The organism is Flavobacterium aquariorum (assembly GCF_003254745.1).
In the GTDB taxonomy this organism is placed as follows: domain Bacteria; phylum Bacteroidota; class Bacteroidia; order Flavobacteriales; family Flavobacteriaceae; genus Flavobacterium; species Flavobacterium aquariorum.
Map to the genome: position 1 here is coordinate 77,295 of NZ_QKXH01000012.1, position 19,590 is coordinate 96,884.

Here is a 19,590-nt window from a genome sequence, read left to right on the forward strand (position 1 = left end):
TTATTTTCTTTGGGCTTTCACCATTGCTACTGTTACTGATTTTTTGCTATTTCCCCAGCTAGCATATACATAAGTAAGTACATCCGCAATTTGCTGGTCACTCAAAGCTTGAGGAGGCATAGCTCCAGTGAATTTCTTTCCATTTACGGTGATTGTACCATTAGATCCTTTGATTACTTGCTTAATTGCACGATTCACATCGGCATTCAAATAATCAGATTTGGCCAGTGGAGGAAAAGCACCTGGAATTCCTGCTCCAGTAGCTTGATGACAGGCAATACAGGTTTTGGTATATACCCCTTTCCCTTTGTTTGCATCTTGACTAAAACCTTTCAAACTTAATCCAATTAATGCTATTCCTAAAATGTATTTTTTCATGACTTATAAATATTTAAAATTGTGTTTATTATTTTCTTTGAGCTTTCACCATTGCTGGTGTTACTACTGTTTTATTATTACCCCAACTACTGTAAACATAAGTTAGAACATCGGCGATTTCATCGTCGGATAGATTTTGACTTGGCATCACACTGTTTATTTTCTTGCCATTTACTGTAATCTCACCACTTAATCCTCTAATAACTGCTTGAATAGCGCGATTTGGATCAGCATTCAAATAATCTGATTTGGCTAATGGAGGGAATGCATTTGGTACTCCTTGTCCTTCAGATTGGTGACAAGCAAAACATGTTGTTCCAAAGATTGCTTTTCCAGATTTGATTTGTTCAGGAAGTGTTTTGGCCACTGTAGATTTGGCTTCTTTTTTTCCTTCAGGCATATTTTGAATATTTCCTCCTTCTGGCAAATATATTCCTTCTTGCGTTGTACCAGAATAGATTTTTTTATTTTCTTCACCAGTTACTTTTAGCATTCCTAAAGCTCCTTTATTAAATGCTCTAAAAATAGAGTGATCCACCAAAATAAATGTTCCTGGTACATCAACTTTAAATTCTACAATTGCAGAACCTCCAGCTGGTATTAATGTCGTTTGAACGTTAGTATTAATAGCATCACCTCCCTCAATGTGAACTTTATCAAAAATTTCACCAATAACGTGAAATGAAGAAAGTAAGTTTGGTCCACCATTACCCATATAAATACGAACAGTTTCTCCAACTTTGGCAGTAAGCGCATTATCTCCCGCAATTGCCCCCACTTTACCATTAAAAACCACATAATCCGGTTCTTCTTTCAATGCTTTGTTCATATCAAAAGGCTGCACACCTTGCTCCCCATAACTCCCTTTGGTATAAAAATCACCTTGCATCACATAAAATTCTTTGTCAACTGGTGGCAAACCTCCTTCTGGCTCTACCAAAATCAACCCGTACATTCCGTTTGCAATGTGCATTCCAACAGGTGCAGTAGCGCAATGGTATACATATAATCCAGGATTTAACACTTTAAAATTAAATACTTTTTCATGGCCCGGTGCCACTATTGAAGAAGAAGCTCCTCCTCCTTGCCCTGTTACCGCATGCAAATCTATATTGTGTGGCAATTTATTGTCTGGGTGGTTTTTTAAGTGAAATTCAATTTCGTCACCCACTCTTGTTCTAATGAAACTTCCAGGAACTGAACCTCCAAAAGTCCAATAAATATATTTTGTCCCATCGACCATTTCACCTTCTTGCTCTTTGATTTCCATATTGACTACCAAATGCATCGCAGGTCTGTCACCAACAGGTTTTGGAACAAATGGTGGTGCTGTAAGTTCTGCTTCTTTTTGACCTTCGACTTTTATTTTTTCGTAATAATCAACGTCATGTTTTTCTTCTTTTTTACCGCAAGAAAAAATACTAGCAGCGGCAAATAATGCAAGAGCAATAATTTTATAGGGTTTGCTAAAATGGAATAATTGTTTCATAATTGTTTCGTTTTAAAAAGTGGCTTTATATTAAGGATAGTTTTGTCTTTTATTATAGTGTAAAATTAAAATTTGAGTTTCAAAAAATTAATGATAAATATCATGTTTTTAACTTTTTTTTAAGACCCTTATTCTATCCACTAATTAAGTTGCTAAGATTCTAAGCAACTGAGATTCTAAGTTGAAAAAAGTTCACAGACCTTTTCTAACCACTTTCACATTATATCAATTCCATAGATTAACTGAGCATAATTTTTTTAGATTATCTTCTTAATCTTAGCGACTTAGAATCTTAGTTACTTAGTAACTACTTAATCCCAATAATCAAAATTACAAGCAATCCTAAAGTTATTATCAAACTGATTTTCCAGAAAGAATGTGCCTTTTTTAATTCCATAAATTGAAAAGCAACCAATAAAAATTTAACAGCGGCCAAGACCATTATCACAGGGGCAATAAAAGCAGAGACAGAAAACGAATTCACAATACAAGTAGTTGTAATTGTGATAATTAACAACAATGTAAAGACTAAAATTAGTGAATTTTTCATTACTAAAAAAATAAATAAAGTGTAGGAAATAAAAGCAACCAAATCAGATCACACATATGCCAAAAAGCAGCACAGGCTTCGACGTCTTCAACAGTAGTATCTGAATTTTTCTTTTTCATTCCGTAGTTTGTCCATCCCAAGATAACCAATCCCATAATCACATGGATAACATGAAAACCTGTTAACAGCCAATAAAAAGTATAAAACATATTGGTATCCAATGAAATTCCGCTTTCTATTTTATGATAATATTCTACGCTTTTCAGTGCCAAAAACAAAAATCCGCCCAACATAGCCAACTTAAAGAATACTGATGATTTCTTAACTTCATTTTCCTTAAACAAATGCACTGCATTGGCCATAAAAAAACCGCTTGTCAATAAAAAAATAGTATTTGTTGCTCCGAACGCGGTATTCAATTGCATACGTGATTCATGAAAAACAGTGGCATTTTCAATTCCGTAATAGACGAATGCGACCAATGCCATTCCGAAAGTGATGAGTTCCAAAAAAATGATAATCCACATCAGGATTCCTCCTGGGGGATAATAAATGCTTTTGTAATTTATTTTTAAGGTATCCATTTTATTTTAGATTTTAGACTGCAGAATTTAGATTGCAGATATTGAAAACTGGGGTTAATTATTTCTTTTTTTAAATAATTGCAAAAAAAAAATTCATTCCTTTTAATCCTGATTACTCCCTATACTTTTATTTTCATAGGAGTTCAGTGAACTTCGTTTGTAACGGAAAGCAGGAATCATATTGCCTAAAAAACGTATTCTTCCTGCCCTAAATTCTGAAATCTGCAATCTTAATTCTCATTCCTTTTTTACTCCCAATCCAATAACCTTTTTTCGCCTTCAATTTTCTTGATATCGGTAATATCCTGAGACATTTCGATCACGCCTTTGTAATTTTTATTGGCATCCCTTACGGCGAAATAGCGGATGTAAATCAGGCGATCCTTGTAGTTTATCCAAAAAGAAGATTCATTTTGGGTTCCTTTTCTGAATTCATCCAAGATTTTGAGAACCGTTCCCACGCTCTTCGGCGGATGGCAAAACTTCACTTCACGACCAATGATTCCGGCGCTTCTGGGAAACACGCGCTCTTCGCCCCTATTATAGAAAATCACTTTGTCATTTTCGTCCACATAAGTCAAATCCAACGGCATGGTTCTGAAAAGCAGATTCACCTGCTCCACAGTCATGTATCCTTCGTCATAATGCGAAGTGTTTTCCAATGAAAAAGGCATTTCTCTGATGGTGAAATCCTCGCTCGGATGAATATATTCCACTTTGGGAAAAGGCGGTGGGGTTTGCGATAACATCCAACCAATTTCTTCTTCGCCTTTGCGCATTTCGATCCAATCATTTTCGGTAAGGATGTCCAATGCGTTTGGGAACAAGACGTTTTCTTCAACTCCCATCAATCGATAAATTCCATCTACCAAAAAAGGAGTATTGGTTTCAATTCTTTCGGGATTATTCATTTTGAGATAATATTGAATCAAACGAAACTGCTCTCTCAAATTATCATGAAACGACCACATTCCTTGCGATGGGCCAACCCAACCTTTCTTTTCCAAAAAAGGAAAAAGCTGATTTTCCTTGCGGGCAAAACGTTTCTCTATCGTAAGCAACTGATTGAATATGTTGGTGTATTTTGGTAAATCAATCAATGGATTTACGCTTGTAATCTCTTGCAAAAGAGACTCTATCAATTCTTTTTCCTGAAAGTAAATCCAAACTGGATGACCTTCTGGCAATACTGGTGTATGAACTGTTTCTGTCATTTTAATTAAATTTTAAACTTTTTTTTGAACCATTAAGAGATTAAGAAAATTAAGTTTTAGGGGAGCATTTTTTAACCATATAAGAAATATAAGAGCATTTAAGCTTTACTTATATGGACTTATATTTCTTATATGGTTAAAAAGTTTCCAATTCAAAAATCTAATTTTTACTTCTTAATGGTTAATTCTATTTTTGGAGTTTTATCTTTTCATATAGTTTCACTAACGATTGCAGCAACTCGACGGGAGTCGTTAAAATTTGGTAGTGATTTTGCCCAAACATTTGTGGCAAATAATATTTGGCTTCGGCCTCGATGGCCAAAGCATAGGAATTAATATTTTTTGAATTGAGTTCCCGAAGGGCTTGCTTTACATCATTAACTCCATATTTTCCTTCGTATTTATCGTAATCGTTGGGTTTTCCATCAGAGATTAAAATGACCCATTTGTTTTTTGTGCTTCGTTTGTCGAGGCGAACTCCTGCATGCCGCAGTGCGGCGCCAATTCGGGTGTAACCGCAAGGTTCCACTGCTCCCACTTTGTGTTTGGCAACATTCCAATTTTCATCAAAATCTTTCACAGTCAGGTAAGTCGAATAATTTCTGGTTTTGGAGTAAAAACTGTCTATCGAAAAATCAATATTGAATTCGTTGAGGATTTCTCCAAACAGAATCGAAACTTCTTTCTCCACATCAATCACTCTATTTCCGGCAGCGTAGCCATCGCTTGAAAGACTGATGTCCAAAAGAATCAGAATAGACAAATCCTTTTCTATTTTTCGATTAGAAACATAAATTTTATCCGAAGGCGTTCTTCGGGAATGCACATCAACATACAAATCGGTGATGGCATCAATGTCAAATTCGTCGCCTTGGGTTTGTCTTTTTTGCTGTTGCATTTTGTTGTTGACATTCGTCAGCATTTTACGCAATCCCATCAAGGTGGAGGAATTCTTTAGTATCGTTTTTTGGTAATAATCGTTGTCTGTTTTTAGCTGTAATTTTGGATATACTTTGCAAAAATTTGTTTTGTAGGTGTTTTTGCTACAATCCCATTCATCATAGGAAAGATGAAATCCTTTTTCATCCACGGAAGCGCTTTCGGAGATTGTGGTGTTTTCCATAAAATCGGATTGATAAACGGAATGTGCCGTATCGTCAACCCGAACAGTGTATTTCATATTCAGTTCATCCAACGCATCTTGATGGTCTTCGAGTTCATCTGATCCGTCAAAATCACGCCAATTTCCGTTGAATTCTTCGGCGGTTTCCACTTTTTCAAAATTATGTAGCATCACATAATCCTCTTGTTGCTTTTTGTCAAGTTCCACTGTAATCACTTCCTCAACAGCTTTTGCTTTAAGCGTAGTTAAAGGCTGAATCTCATTTGGTTTTTTGGTCTTGTCCGAGAAGTTTTGCAACACATTGTCACTATCGATTTCTGGTTCATTTTTCATCCATTTTCCAAATAACCAAGAAAAATCAGGTTCCTTTTTAGCAGTTGATTTTTGAATAAAATGATTTTTGGCATTCGCCAAAAAGGATTCATCAATAGAAAATTCTTTAAACAAAATGGCAAGAATATCTTCGGATGTTTCCAATGCTTTTTGTTGCGAAAGGGATAATTCCGGTTCGGTTTCTTCAGCGGTCCAATTGTAATTCAGGCGCTGTTGCACGCTGAGATACAAAATTCTGAAATGATAAAAAGTAAGGTTCTCTTCCAGAGTAGGGAATTCAGCAAACGAAATCGGAAGAAAAAAGTTATTGTTCTTGTAACCTCCTTCCCTTTCGGCAGGAAATATTTCAATGGCTTTTCCTGTCAAGGCACGTGCCATTATTGTCAAGCGGGGTTTTATCTCAGCAAGAGTAACCGTTCTGTCTTCTATTTCGGGACTTATTTTTTTCCTGCTTTTCAAATGCTTAAAAAACTTCCCAACTAAGTATTCATCTATCTCGAAACCCATAATTTTTCAGTTTTCAGTTTGCAGTTTTCAGTCACAGTGCAAACTGGTAACTGATAACTGATAACTTTTTTCTTATATCATCAAATTGCACAAATCTTTTAATGCCTCCAACGTTTGTAAATCATCTGTCAATGGTTCTACGACGGCAACGTGAACCGCCAATCGTTTTGGCAATCCGCTGTGGATGATTTTCGCAGCATCTACCAAAAGTCGTGTCGAAACCGTTTCGGTCAATCCCAATTCAGTTAAATTTCTAATCTTGTTACCAATGGCCACAAGCTTCTTGGCTGTATCATTATCAATATTGGCCTCATTAACCAAAATCTCAGTTTCAATTTTCGACTCTGGATAATCAAAAGAAACTGCAATAAATCGTTGACGTGTGGATGGTTTTAGCTCTTTAAAACCTCTTTGATACCCTGGGTTAAAAGAAGCGACCAACATAAAATCATCATGTGCTTTAATGGTTTCTCCCAATTTGTCAATAAACAATACACGACGGTGATCGGTCAGGGAGTGAATTGCCACAATCACATCGGGACGGGCTTCGGCAACCTCATCCAAATAAATAATCGCCCCTTCTTTTACAGCAGTGGTCAAAGGACCGTCTAGCCAAACCGTTTCGGCACCTTTGATGATAAATCGGCCAATCAAATCGGTAGAAGAAGTTTCTTCGTGGCAACTGATCGTAATTAAATTTCTCTCAAATCGATGCGCCATATACTCCACAAAACGGGATTTCCCTGTCCCGGTCGGTCCTTTCAACAAAAAGGGAATTTTATTTTTATAGGAATGTTCAAAGACATCGACTTCTTTGCCTACTGTGTGGTAATATGGTACGGGTATTAAAGTATCTACTAACATATTTTTTAATTTTTTGAAAAAAAACCGAAACGTAAAACAATCGTTTTTATGGAAATGGAGTTCAAAAACTGTTGCCAAAACGTTCCGGTTTAAAAAAAAGGCTGAATTAGTAATCTATTTTATTTCTAAAGCTTCATCTGTCGGGCGACCATATTTAAAGAAATCAAATATAAATAGACCTATTCCTGTGGCAAACATCGTTGCGCAAATCAACAATACCACAAAGTGAATGCTGATTTCATTTTGCACGACCATAAACTCCATTTTCATTTTTCGTTCCAAATACACTTGCACCACTCCGGCTACTCCAAAAGCAACTGTCATTCCTAACATTCCGATATTGGACAACCAGAAAGCGGCCATTCCTGTTCCGCTTTGGTATCTTTTTCGCCCTGTTAAATTCGGTAAGGCATAACTGATTATTGCCAAAACAATCATCGCATAAGCACCCCAGAACGCGTAATGTCCGTGCATGGCTGTTACCAAAGTTCCGTGTGTATAAAGGTTGGTTTGTGGCAAAGTGTGCGCAAAACCAAGTAATCCTGCTCCAACAAATGAAACTATAGAAGAACCAATAGTCCAGAATAAAGCGATTTTATTAGGATGGCTTTTTTCGCCTTTTCGGTACATATTGACAGCAAACAAAGCCATTGCCAAGAAAGCCAAAGGCTCCAATGCAGAGAAAATTCCACCAACGATCAACCAAATTTTGTTTACGCCTATATAATAATAATGGTGACCTGTTCCTAAAACTCCCGAAAGAAATGTCAATCCAACGATTACGTACAACCATTTTTCGATAACTTCTCTATCGACACCCGTCAATTTAATTAATAAATAAGAAAGAATACCTCCCATAATTAATTCCCAAACACCTTCAACCCACAAGTGAACTACCCACCAACGGAAGAATGAATCCATCACCTGACTGTCAAACCAAATCATTCCCGGCAAATACAACAAGGCCGCAAACAGCAATCCCATAGTTAATACCAATGCGGTTGTGGTTTTGCGTTTTCCTTTAAATAATGTTCCTAAAATCAATCCTAAAAATAATAGAACATTAATAACGACTAAGAAATCAAGCTCCCTAGGAATCTCAAGAAATTTTCTGCCTTCCCAGTGGTTTAAGTGAAACCCAATAATTGCAATTACACCAACAACCGCAAGAGAAATTAACTGTATGTATGCCCATTTCACGCTGATTAATTCGCGTTGTGCCTCTTCGGGAATAATGTAATAGGCCGCTCCCATAAAACCGGTCAACAACCAAACCACCAATAAATTGGTATGTACTGCTCGAGCAACATTAAAAGGAATTACATCGTGTAATCCTTGAATACCTATTCGGTCAAAGCCCATAATAAAACCATAGACGATTTGCAGTGAGAACAATAACATACACAGTGCAAAAAACCAGTAGGCTACTTTTTGTGATTTATATTTCATATCTATATATATTAATTATTTTCTTTAGATAAAGGAGAAACGATGCGGTCAAACCCATTCAAATCAATCTTCCCGATCCATTTGAAGTAGGCTACCACGGCATCGGCATCTTGTTCATTCATATTATAAACAACCATTTTTCGTCCATTTGGAGCCCAAGGTACTGGTGACATCAATACTGCCTTGACATAGCCTTCGCCTCTGCGGTCGATAACTTTTGTCAGTTCTGGAGCATAATAGCCACCTTCTCCCAAAATGGTGTGGCAACCCATGCAGTTGTTGTGTTCCCAAATTTCTTTTCCTCTCACTACTTGTTTGTCAATCATCTTGTAGTTGGTTTGATCATTTCTGGGCATAAACGAATAAACGGTCAATCCAATAAAGATTAAAAAGGTGACCAAAGTTCCTCCCAGAAAAAATGCTCGTGCTTGTGATTTTGAAAGCATAATAATCTGTTTTTTGTTAGTTAATAATTCTATTTTTTAAATAAAGGATAATTTTGTCTTTTATTTAATTGCAAATATAAAAGATGTTTTTATCTTTTATTGTAATGATTATCATTTTTTTTTTAAATATTTTTTTTGAGGTTCTCTCTATACGATATAAAAAACAAACTTTTAAAATTGTCGGTCAGATAAGTTTTCAACAATAGAATGTTCTTAAGTCATGCCCAAAATATGATTTTTATCATGTTACAACTTTTCAAATAATCGTAAAATTACAAAGACAAAAACAGAAGATCCCCAAATCTCATTCGTTTCTTATTCAAACATTTATACAAATAAAAAAATAAAATATTTAATTAAAGATAAATTTGTCTTTTATTGAAATAGTACCTATTTTTGTACTCTAAATTTTAATTTTAAAAAACAACATTATGGAAACTTTAGAGAAAATTACAATAGGTGAATATGTAGCAAAAGACTTTAGAACCGCAGCTTTATTTTCAAAATATGGCATCGATTTTTGTTGCAATGGGAACAGAAGTATTGAAGAAGCATGTGATAAAAAATCAGTTAATCCTGATAACTTATTAAAAGAAATTGAAACAGTTTTATCTCAAAAAAGTGATTCGGGAATCGATTTCAATTCATGGCCAATCGATTTATTAGCCGATTATATCGAAAAAACGCATCACCGTTATGTTTCAGAAAAAACGCCAACACTGCTTCAATTTTTGGATAAATTAAGCAGAGTTCATGGAGCCAACCATCCAGAATTATTGAAAATAAATGAACTTTTCAAAGGATGTGCGGGCGAATTGGCACAACACATGAAAAAAGAAGAGCTGATTTTGTTCCCTTTTATCAAAAAAATGGTCAATGCCTCTATTTCGGATCAATTGATTGAGCAACCTCATTTTGGAACAGTAGAAAATCCAATTGCTATGATGATGCACGAACACGATGCCGAAGGAGAGCGTTTCAGAAAAATAGCCTCATTAAGCAATAATTATACACCTCCTGCAGACGGATGCAACACTTATAAAGTAACATTCGCCATGTTACAGGAATTTGAGGCCGATTTGCACAAACACATCCATTTGGAAAATAATATTTTATTCCCAAAAGCAACTAAACTCGAAAAAGAATTTTCGGCTCAATTATAACCAACATTAACACCAAAAATCAACAACTATGGGAAATTACGTCATCAAAAGAAATGGTAAATACAAACCATTTGAAAGTCATAAAATCAAAGATGCAATTGAAAAAGGTTTCAAAAGCGTCTCCATAGCTGTTGATGAAAGTATTTTTGAAAGCATTATCATTCAGCTGGAAAATGAAGAAGTATGGGCCGTTGAAGAGATTCAGGACATGATTGAAAAGAAGCTTTATGAAAAAGAATATTTTGATGTAATGCGTTCGTTCATGTTGTTTCGGCACACGAGAAAATTACAGCGTGAACATGTGGAGGGATTGAATGATGACACCACTTATGTGGACAGTACACAAACCATTGAAGAATATATTAAACAAACAGATTGGCGAATCAATGCCAATGCCAATACTTCCTATTCCAATGCGGGATTAGTCAACAATGTGGCGGGAAAGATAATTGCCAATTATTGGTTGGACAAAGTTTATAACAAAGAAGAAGGCTATGCACACCGCAATGGCGATGTCCACATTCATGATTTGGATTGCCTCACTGGTTATTGCGCGGGTTGGAGTTTGCGTGTGTTACTCAACGAAGGTTTTAATGGCGTTAGAGGCCGTGTGGAAAGCAAACCTCCTGCCCATTTTAGGGAAGCTTTAGGACAAATGGCTAATTTCCTAGGAATTTTGCAAAGCGAATGGGCAGGTGCACAAGCTTTCAGTTCTTTTGACACTTACCTTGCTCCATATGTTTTCAAAGATAATTTGGATTTTGACGATGTTTTAAAGTCGGTACGAAGTTTTGTTTACAACCTAAATGTACCTGCACGTTGGGGACAATCTCCATTTACCAACATCACTTTGGATTGGATAGTTCCGGACGATTTAAAAACACAGATTCCGACCAAAAATGACCATCATATATTTGAAAACTGCATCACTTCCGACTTATTAATCAGAGCCAAAAAGAGAGGTGTGTCAAAAGTAACAGAATTGAGATATGAGCATTTCCAAAAAGAAATGAACCTAATCAACAAGGCTTATTATACCGTAATGACAGAAGGTGATGCCAACGGACAACCGTTTACCTTTCCTATCCCAACGGTAAATATCACTGAAGCATTTGATTGGGACGGAGAAAACACAGATTTACTTTTTGAAAATACAGCCAAAATTGGTTCTTCTTATTTCCAAAATTTCATAGGAAGCCAATATATTTTGGATGAAAACGGCAACCAAATTGAAAACGAGAATGCCTACAAACCCAATGCGGTTCGCAGTATGTGCTGCCGTTTGCAACTGGATTTACGTGAATTGCTGAAACGCGGAAACGGACTTTTTGGAAGTGCAGAAATGACCGGAAGCATTGGCGTGGTGACCATTAACATGGCTCGTTTGGGCTATTTGAACAAAGGAAACAAAGAGAAATTATTCACCCAATTGGATACACTTTTATACATCGCCAAATCGACTTTGGAGAAAAAAAGAGTGTTTATCCAGGAAATGTATGACCGCGGACTGTACCCGTACACCAAACGCTATCTGCAACATTTCAGAAATCACTTTTCGACTATCGGAGTGAACGGAATGAACGAAATGATTGAAAATTTCACCTATGAAGATGATAATGTAACCACCGAAACAGGTATTGAATTTGCTTCGGAAATTCTAGATCACATCCGTAATCGAATGAAAGAATTCCAAGAAGAAACCGGAAATCTATACAATCTCGAAGCCACTCCTGCAGAAGGAACTACTTATCGTTTTGCCAAAGAAGACAAAAAACGTTATGACGACATTATTCAGGCAGGGCAAGCAGAAAATATTTATTATACAAACAGCTCCCAAATTCCCGTAGATTTTACACAAGATCCATTCGAAGCTTTGATGCTACAAGATCAATTGCAATGCAAATACACTGGAGGAACAGTTTTACACTTATACATGAGCGAAAAAATAAGCTCGCCGGAAGCCTGTAAACAGTTTGTCAAAAAAGTGATTACCAATTTCAGATTGCCGTACATTACCGTAACACCTGTGTTTAGCGTGTGTCCAGTACATGGCTATTTGAATGGAGAACACGAATATTGTCCAAAATGTGACGAAATCATAATTGAGGAAAAAGTAAAATTTATTGAACTATAAAAAAGTTTAGAAGTTTAGCTTCTTTTAATCTCTATAAACTTCTAAACTCTCTAAACTCATAACCCAACTAAACTATAAAAAAATGAAACTAACAACCAACCAGATTTTAGAACAAAATCAAGAACAGCGCACCAAATGTCTGGTGTACACACGAGTAATGGGCTACCACAGACCCGTAGAAAGCTTTAACATAGGAAAAAAAGGTGAACACAGACAACGAACTCATTTTACAGAAGGAAAATGTTGCTAAGCCTATTTATAGCTTAACCCCTTTTACATTATTGGATTACCCGCATAAATCAGCTTGCATACTTTGGTTTGCAGGCTGCAATATGCGATGCCTTTATTGCTATAACCCCGAAATTGTTTTTGGAAAAGGGACCATCTCGTTTGAAAAAGCGCTTGATTTCCTAAAAAGGAGAAAACAGTTGCTCGATGCAGTTGTTTTTAGCGGAGGCGAATGTTTGTTGCATAAAAAGAGTATTTCATTTATCACCGAAGTAAAGAAAATGGGCTTTTTGGTCAAAATTGACACCAATGGTTCCCAACCAAAAGTATTGGAAGAACTCATCCAAAAAAAGCTTATCGATTATGTCGCGCTTGATTTTAAAGCAATGCCTGCGAATTTCGAAAAGATAACGCATTCGAAACTTTTTATTCCGTTCGAAAAGTCATTACTTTTATTGCTTCAAAGTGGAATTTCGTTTGAAACACGAACAACTGTGCATTCCGAATTGTTGGACAAAAAAGACATTCTGCAGATGATTGGGTATTTGGAAAATACGGGCTATACTGGTGATTATTTTATTCAGCATTTTGTAAATGGAGCTCCGACAATAGAAAAATTAGGGCATTCATTTAAAGAGTTAGAAAAAGAAAATCTTTCAACAGAAAAAATTAAAGTACATTTTAGAGGATAATTATGAGAAAGAGCTGGATTTTGATATGTTTTTTCAATTTTTTCATTGCTTCGCTAATGGGATTATTGCTTCGATGGATGTATGTTGCACCAATTGAAGGCGTTAATTTTCAGTTTTTGATGCACGGGCATTCGCATGTTGCCATGTTGGGTTGGGTGTATTTGATGTTATATTGTTTGATTTTTCATTTTTTTGTTCCCAAAGAAGCACAACAAAAATCCATTTACAATCAATTATTTTGGGTAACGGAACTCGCCGTAGTCGGTATGATGATTGATTTCCCGGCACAAGGCTACGCTTTTTTGTCCATCCTCTTTTCGACTTTGCATATTTTTTGCAGTTACTATTTCTGTTATTTGATTTGGAAAGATGCTCAACCAAGCACCTTTCCAGAAAAAAGAATGCTCAGAACCGCTTTATTCTTTATGGTTTTTTCTACATTGGGCGTTTGGTGTCTGGGCCCTGCTGTAGGATTGATGGGAAAAGCCAGTGCATTTTATCAAATTGCGATTCAGTTTTTCCTTCATTTTCAGTTTAACGGATGGTTTATGTTTGCGGTTTTGGCTCTGTTTTTCAAACAGTCAAGAATCAATGTGGAAGAGAAAAAATTCCGGTTGTTCTATAACTTCCTTGTTATTGGAACAATACTTTCATTGGCTTTGCCCGTGAGTTGGTCACTTTCTAATCCTATATTTTATTGGATAAATGCCATTGGAATAACGATTCAATTAATCTCATTTATCCTTTTTGCCCAACTTATCCAATCTCAGTTCCAAACGTTCTTTTCTCCTCTTTCTTTTATAGAAAAAACCGTCTATCGATTTGCTTTATGTTCTTTAGCTTTAAAAGTCATCATTCAGTTGGTAGTTTTAGTTCCCCAATTGGCACAAGTATCTCATGAGATTCGCAATTTTGTCATTGGCTACATCCATTTGACTATGCTGGGAATAATAACTGGTTTCCTCTTTGGATTTGCATTGCAAAATGAGTTTTTGAATTCACAAAAAAAAATTCAGAAATGGGGAATACAGCTTTTTCTAATGGGCTTTGTCGCAACCGAAATCCTTTTATTTCTCCAAGGCTCTTGGTTATTCTTAAAAAGTGGAACTTTCCCAAATTATTATCAAAATTTATTTTTAGCCAGTTTGCCATTGCCAACAGGCTTATTATTTATAGTAGGCAGCCTATTTTATAAAATCAAAATTTATCGCTTTAGTATAAGAAACTCTAGCATTTAATACCCCAGAATAGAAGTAAATTATTTAAATTTGTAAAAAACCGATTATGTTTTCCAAAACCTGCGAATACGGCATTCGAGCCACGATTTTCATCGCTTCAGAGTCTTATCAAAACAAAAGAGTTGGACTCAAAGACATTGCCAAAAAAATAGATTCACCTGAAGCTTTTACGGCCAAAATTCTTCAAATTTTATCGAAAGACAACATTATCAATTCCATAAAAGGAGTTGGAGGCGGTTTCGAAATTCCTCGAGAGACGATGAAAGAAATCAAACTGGCACAAATAGTAAATGCCCTGGAAGGCGACCGCGTCTTTACGGGTTGTGGTTTAGGACTGACACATTGCTCCGAAGACCATCCGTGCCCGATGCATGAGAAATTCAAATCCATTCGGAACGAATTGGCTTTTATGCTCGAAAACACGAATCTGGAGGAATTAGCATTGGGTATTAAGACCGGAGACACTTTTTTGCGGTACTAATAAAAAGTAATCTTATATTTACATGATTTTCTTTAAGTAACTGAACTTAAACCTATTTATCATGAATAAATCTAAGCAATCCAATTTAAGCACTTTTTTAAACGTAGATTACAAAGAAGACAATAGCATTTGGCTAACCAATAGTTTGACACTTCGAAAAATTATTGGTGTTTTGGGAATGGGGATGCCCTTACTTTTATTCTTATTCCTATACCTTGACAATGGACTTCAGCAACCTCTAGAATCCATAAGCCATTATTACTATACAAGGGTGAGTGGTATTTTTGTCATCATCTTAAGCCTATTGGGCTTTTTTTTAATTGTTTACAAAGGCAAAGAACCTGTTGATTTCTATATTTCCCTATTCGCAGGAATTTTTGCGCTTTTAGTAGTTTTATTTCCCACTAATAATATCACGGAAATATGTGGCGATACTGCCAAAAAATATGCTGTTACGATTTTACCAAACAGTGATTTCAGAGTGTATTTTCATTACACATCTGCGGCATTATTTTTTTTATGCCTATCCTATATGTCTTTGTTTTTGTTTACTAAATCAGACAAATCGCCGAGCAAAAGAGGAACAAATAAAATCATCCGAAACCGAATTTACAGGACTTGTGGTATTTTAATGCTTTTGGCCCTCCTAACATTATTTACTGGTTCACTTAAAATAATTCATCCAAGCTATTTTAAAACATTTCCGTTAACCTTTTGGATGGAAACCTTGGCTATTGAAAGTTTTGGTTTCGCTTGGTTAGTCAAAGGAGAAACTCTGTTTAAAGACTAATAGACAATCAATTATCGTTATGGCTTTTTTAAAACTTTTTAATAAATCCATTATATTTACTTAAAAAAGATTGCACTTCCATTTTTTTACAAAGACTAAAAAGAACAGAAAATGAATATCACTTGCAAAAACTGCCATCAAACTTTCAAAGGACATTATTGCAGCAATTGTGGGCAAACTGCAGAGACTCACCCTATAAACCTGCACTTTCTATGGCATGATATTCAAAAAGGTCTTCTTCATTTTGACAGTGGAATAGCCTATACAGCCAAGCAACTATTCACTAGGCCTGGTCACTCGATTAGAGAATTTATAGAGGGAAAAAGGGTGAAACATTTCAAACCAATTTCTCTGGTGATGGTATTGGCAACAGCATATTTAGCCTTAATTCATTTGCTTCACATTAATTTAATCGTAAATACAAGCGGTCCTGTCGACCCCGATTCCGATGTTGATGCCGTAAAAATTGGAGAATGGCTACTAGCTCATTTTGCATGGATTACGCTAGCGTTTATACCCATACATACAATCGGCACTGTTATTGCTTTTAGAAAACAAGGCTATAATTTTTTTGAATATTTTGTCCTCAATACATACAAGGCGGCGCAAAAGTTATATGTCGCTTTACTATTTATCCCGGTACTTTATTATTACAGCGGAGTCCCGGCAATCAATACGGTAACTAGAATACTTCTTCTCATTGATTTTGTCTTGTATTTTTGGACCAATGAGCAATTTTTTAATCATTTGTCAAAAACAAAAACATTCTTTTTGACACTATTAACCCATTTGATATTTTGGTTTATAGTGATTTTGATTGGAGTCATTGTGTTGCTTATTCTGGACAAAGGATAAACTAAGATCCAAAAAAAAAGACTTGAGTTACATCAAGTCTTTTTCATTATCAAACTATTATTATTTAAACTGCTATTGCCACTTGTTCAGGAATACAAAGATCAATCAGTTCATCTTTATATTGTTTCAATTGATTTTCAATTTTTTCTTTACTTTTCTCAAACCAATTATTGGATGCAATTAATGATTGATAATATTCAATTCCTTCATTCAAATTGCTTTTGAATGCTTTCAATTTCTTAGCCTGAGGTGCTGTGATTTGTTCTGAATATTCATTGATTTCATTTTTCAGATAATCCATGTACATTTTCAGTTCATTGATAATGACATTCGGACGCTCTCTGTTTCCAAGAACGGAAGCATTTCCATAAATGTGTTTTACCATATCCAAAAGCGAAACTTCTTTGTCAAAATAAGCCAAATTAGGGCCTGGACAAATAACAACTCCTTGAGGCTGCCCTTTTATTTTTAAATTATTTTCAAGATAAGCGGCATTCGCCAAACCTACGCAAAGGCAAGATTTCTCGGTAATGCTGTTTTTTCGTCTGTCAAAAGCTTCATTAGACAATGAATTCTTAATAGCATCCAATTCTTCCAATTTTAAATCCTGATAGGCTTTCGAAGCTGGGCACATTCCTTTTGGACCGTATTCTTTACTCAAGGCCAAGAATTTTTTAGGGCAAGAACTTCCCGCTTTTTCTTCCTCAATACGTTTTTGTTTGTAATACTCATTTGTCGTTCCTTTCACGGCATTGAACGGAATTCCCAGAGGCGAGATATGGCTCAAATAAAAATCGTTCTCTTTAGCTTTTTCTAATAATGATCTGGTTTCAGCATCTACAGAAGTAGCTTCGGGAACCAACAAAAATGGAGAACCCCAACCCACAGAATCTACTTGATAGTGATCCAATAAAAAGTCGTGTTCCTCTGCAGTTCCTACACCACCTTGAACCGTAATTTTTAATTCTAATGGCGTTTCAGGAATTTGCAATCCTTTTATTTCCAATGCTTTTACCATCAACTCATGGGCTGATTGGATTAATTGCTCTTTCTTTTGTTTAAATTCCTCCAAAATAGGCCCTAGCAAATAACCATCGGTAGCAAAAGCGTGACCTCCACAATTTAGACCCGATTCGATTCGGTATTCAGAAACCCAAAGCCCTTTTTTGGCCAAGAAATTCCCTTGAATCATTGCCGAACGAAAGTCGCTTACTTTCAGTATAATTTTCTTTTGCAGTTTGTTATTGGCATCCGGATAAAAAACTGGAAAGTTTTCAAAGTATGCATATAGTCTAGGATTCATCCCCGCCGAAAGCACCACTGATGAAGACAGATTACTATTCGCAAAACCACGGAGCGAAGCATGAGCATCATTGAACTCTACCGGCAATTGTTCGTCTTTAATAAAATTATCTTTATCGACTTTGGTCATAATATTTACATCAATTTCACCTGCGGAAAGATTCTCTTCCAGGTAACTTTTGATGGTGTCTTTAAAAGCGATTCCGTCGTCGATTAAATTTTGCAATCCTTTTTTAATCTCCGATTTATTAGGCAACATCGCGATATAATTCTCCAAAGCCTGTTTGCTCTCTGCTAATTCTACTTTAAATTTTTCGAATTTATCTTTTACGATAGTGTCCATCAAATTCAAATACGAGGTCACACGTTCAGCACGATAATCATGAATCTTTTCTGTGATTTCCTGATAAGGTATTTTGAATTTTTCGCTGTAAAAAGCATTCATTCTTTCAATCAAATCGTCATCTATAATTGAGACAACAGATGAAATTCCATATTGTGCCACACGAATCGGACTATCAATAGTATAGGCCAATCCCATCACTGGAATATGGAAAGTATGTAGTTGTTTTTTTGTGGTCATAAGTATAAAAATTGGTTTAATAAACTTTATGCAAATATCACCATACTAATTTGCTTAAAAACTGATAAATGTCATACTCACAAGAAACATATTGCAATAGATTTGCGGGTTGCAAAAACCACAAAGGCATTTTTTTAACAAAAACATTTTTTTTGATACTTTTAGAAAGCTTTCATAAACGTGTAGCTTCAAAGTTTTACCTTATATTTGCATAGAAATTAATCTTCAATTAAAAAAAACACCATTAAAGTTTTTAAAAAATGAAAAGTCTTAAAGAACGTATATTGGAATTGAAAAAAGAGAAAAATGCGGTAATCTTAGCGCATTATTATCAAGAAGCCGATATTCAAGATGTGGCAGATTATGTAGGGGACAGCTTGGGATTATCCCAAGAAGCAATGAAAGTAGATGCCGATATTATCCTTTTCGCAGGAGTTCACTTTATGGCCGAAACTGCCAAAATATTAAACCCTACCAAAAAAGTTATTTTACCTGATTTAAATGCGGGCTGTTCCCTAGCCGAATCATGTCCTGCTCCTTTATTCAAAGAGTTTACAGAAGCACACCCCGACCATATCGTAATCACTTATGTAAATTGTTCTGCCGAAGTAAAGGCATTGACAGACATTGTAGTAACTTCGTCGAATGCCGTTAAAATTGTACAATCTATTCCAAAAGACAAACCCATTATTTTTGCTCCGGATAAAAATTTAGGAAAATATGTAATGGAACAAACGGGTAGAGAGATGCTGCTTTGGGATGGTTCCTGTGTGGTTCACGAAGCTTTTTCACTAGATAAACTGGTAGCTTTATACAAACAAAACCCAGATGCTCAAATCATTGCGCACCCAGAATCGGAAACGCATATCCTAAAAACTGCCAACTACATTGGTTCTACCGCGGGGATGATCAATTATGTAAAAACCAATCCAAGCAACAAATTTATTGTAGCAACCGAAGCGGGTATTTTGCATAAAATGAAACAGGAAGTTCCTAATAAAATACTGATTCCAGCACCTTCAAACGAGGATAATACTTGTGCCTGCAGTGAATGTGGCTACATGAAAATGAATACTCTACAAAAAGTGTATGACTGCTTATTGAATGAAACTCCCGAAATTAATGTTCCAGACGACATTAGAGAAAAAGCATTAATCCCTATCGAACGCATGCTCGAATTATCATAA

19 protein-coding genes are annotated in these 19,590 nt (G+C 35.7%); 9 read left to right on the forward strand and 10 right to left on the reverse strand.

The annotated features are described in order from the left end of the window. The 9 genes from DOS84_RS16785 to DOS84_RS16825 form a co-directional block, all read right to left on the reverse strand. Positions 1-378, reverse strand: a complete 378-nt coding sequence (locus tag DOS84_RS16785) for a c-type cytochrome (RefSeq protein WP_111411260.1) — start codon at positions 376-378, stop codon at positions 1-3. Positions 379-406: 28 nt separating this feature from the next. Then, positions 407-1,867 (reverse strand): copper-containing nitrite reductase, encoded by a 1,461-nt coding sequence (gene nirK / locus DOS84_RS16790; RefSeq protein WP_111411261.1) that lies wholly within the window; start codon positions 1,865-1,867, stop codon positions 407-409. 307 nt (positions 1,868-2,174) lie between these two features. Then, positions 2,175-2,417 carry a cytochrome C oxidase subunit IV family protein gene (locus tag DOS84_RS16795; RefSeq protein WP_111411262.1) on the reverse strand — a complete coding sequence of 81 codons (243 nt, stop codon included), beginning with the start codon at positions 2,415-2,417 and terminating at the stop codon, positions 2,175-2,177. 2 nt (positions 2,418-2,419) lie between these two features. Further along, complete coding sequence (locus DOS84_RS16800; RefSeq protein ID WP_111411263.1) at positions 2,420-3,001, reverse strand: cytochrome c oxidase subunit 3; 582 nt, start codon at positions 2,999-3,001, stop codon at positions 2,420-2,422. A 248-nt stretch (positions 3,002-3,249) separates the two neighbouring features. Continuing rightward, positions 3,250-4,215: a DUF438 domain-containing protein gene (locus DOS84_RS16805; protein WP_111411264.1), complete on the reverse strand. Its 966-nt coding sequence runs from the start codon at positions 4,213-4,215 to the stop codon at positions 3,250-3,252. A gap of 187 nt (positions 4,216-4,402) precedes the next feature. Next, complete coding sequence (locus DOS84_RS16810) at positions 4,403-6,178, reverse strand: nitric oxide reductase activation protein NorD (protein WP_111411265.1); 1,776 nt, start codon at positions 6,176-6,178, stop codon at positions 4,403-4,405. A gap of 72 nt (positions 6,179-6,250) precedes the next feature. Continuing rightward, on the reverse strand, positions 6,251-7,042 hold the full coding sequence (locus DOS84_RS16815) for a CbbQ/NirQ/NorQ/GpvN family protein (RefSeq protein ID WP_111411266.1): 792 nt from the start codon (positions 7,040-7,042) through the stop codon (positions 6,251-6,253). 114 nt (positions 7,043-7,156) lie between these two features. Then, positions 7,157-8,491 carry a cbb3-type cytochrome c oxidase subunit I gene (locus DOS84_RS16820; RefSeq protein WP_111411267.1) on the reverse strand — a complete coding sequence of 445 codons (1,335 nt, stop codon included), beginning with the start codon at positions 8,489-8,491 and terminating at the stop codon, positions 7,157-7,159. Between the two features lie 11 nt (positions 8,492-8,502). After that, a complete protein-coding gene (locus tag DOS84_RS16825; RefSeq protein ID WP_111411268.1) occupies positions 8,503-8,937 on the reverse strand; it encodes a c-type cytochrome in 435 nt (144 codons plus the stop codon). Between the two features lie 431 nt (positions 8,938-9,368). Between DOS84_RS16825 and ric the strand changes: the two genes are divergently transcribed. The 8 genes from ric to DOS84_RS16865 all read left to right on the forward strand — a co-directional run bounded on the left by ric (position 9,369) and on the right by DOS84_RS16865 (position 16,518). After that, positions 9,369-10,100 (forward strand): iron-sulfur cluster repair di-iron protein, encoded by a 732-nt coding sequence (gene ric / locus DOS84_RS16830; protein ID WP_111411269.1) that lies wholly within the window; start codon positions 9,369-9,371, stop codon positions 10,098-10,100. A gap of 28 nt (positions 10,101-10,128) precedes the next feature. After that, on the forward strand, positions 10,129-12,234 hold the full coding sequence (locus DOS84_RS16835; protein ID WP_111411270.1) for a ribonucleoside triphosphate reductase: 2,106 nt from the start codon (positions 10,129-10,131) through the stop codon (positions 12,232-12,234). Between the two features lie 82 nt (positions 12,235-12,316). Then, positions 12,317-12,484, forward strand: a complete 168-nt coding sequence (gene nrdD, locus DOS84_RS16840; RefSeq protein ID WP_111411271.1) for an anaerobic ribonucleoside-triphosphate reductase — start codon at positions 12,317-12,319, stop codon at positions 12,482-12,484. Next, positions 12,438-13,154: an anaerobic ribonucleoside-triphosphate reductase activating protein gene (locus DOS84_RS16845; protein WP_111411272.1), complete on the forward strand. Its 717-nt coding sequence runs from the start codon at positions 12,438-12,440 to the stop codon at positions 13,152-13,154. Before nrdD ends, DOS84_RS16845 begins: the two co-directional genes overlap by 47 nt. A 2-nt stretch (positions 13,155-13,156) precedes the next feature. After that, a complete protein-coding gene (locus DOS84_RS16850) occupies positions 13,157-14,392 on the forward strand; it encodes a hypothetical protein (protein WP_111411273.1) in 1,236 nt (411 codons plus the stop codon). A 46-nt stretch (positions 14,393-14,438) separates the two neighbouring features. Continuing rightward, entirely contained in the window at positions 14,439-14,873 is a 435-nt protein-coding gene (locus tag DOS84_RS16855) for an RrF2 family transcriptional regulator (RefSeq protein ID WP_100431833.1), read from the forward strand. A gap of 61 nt (positions 14,874-14,934) precedes the next feature. Continuing rightward, the gene (locus DOS84_RS16860) at positions 14,935-15,663 is read left to right on the forward strand and encodes a hypothetical protein (RefSeq protein ID WP_111411274.1); all 729 of its coding nucleotides are present in this window, start codon (positions 14,935-14,937) and stop codon (positions 15,661-15,663) included. A 111-nt stretch (positions 15,664-15,774) separates the two neighbouring features. Further along, a complete protein-coding gene (locus DOS84_RS16865) occupies positions 15,775-16,518 on the forward strand; it encodes a DUF3667 domain-containing protein (RefSeq protein WP_111411275.1) in 744 nt (247 codons plus the stop codon). Positions 16,519-16,582: 64 nt separating this feature from the next. Here the strand turns inward: DOS84_RS16865 and DOS84_RS16870 are convergent, their stop codons facing one another. Further along, positions 16,583-18,403, reverse strand: a complete 1,821-nt coding sequence (locus DOS84_RS16870) for a hypothetical protein (RefSeq protein ID WP_111411276.1) — start codon at positions 18,401-18,403, stop codon at positions 16,583-16,585. Positions 18,404-18,663: 260 nt separating this feature from the next. Between DOS84_RS16870 and nadA the strand changes: the two genes are divergently transcribed. Then, positions 18,664-19,590 carry a quinolinate synthase NadA gene (gene nadA / locus DOS84_RS16875; protein ID WP_111411277.1) on the forward strand — a complete coding sequence of 309 codons (927 nt, stop codon included), beginning with the start codon at positions 18,664-18,666 and terminating at the stop codon, positions 19,588-19,590.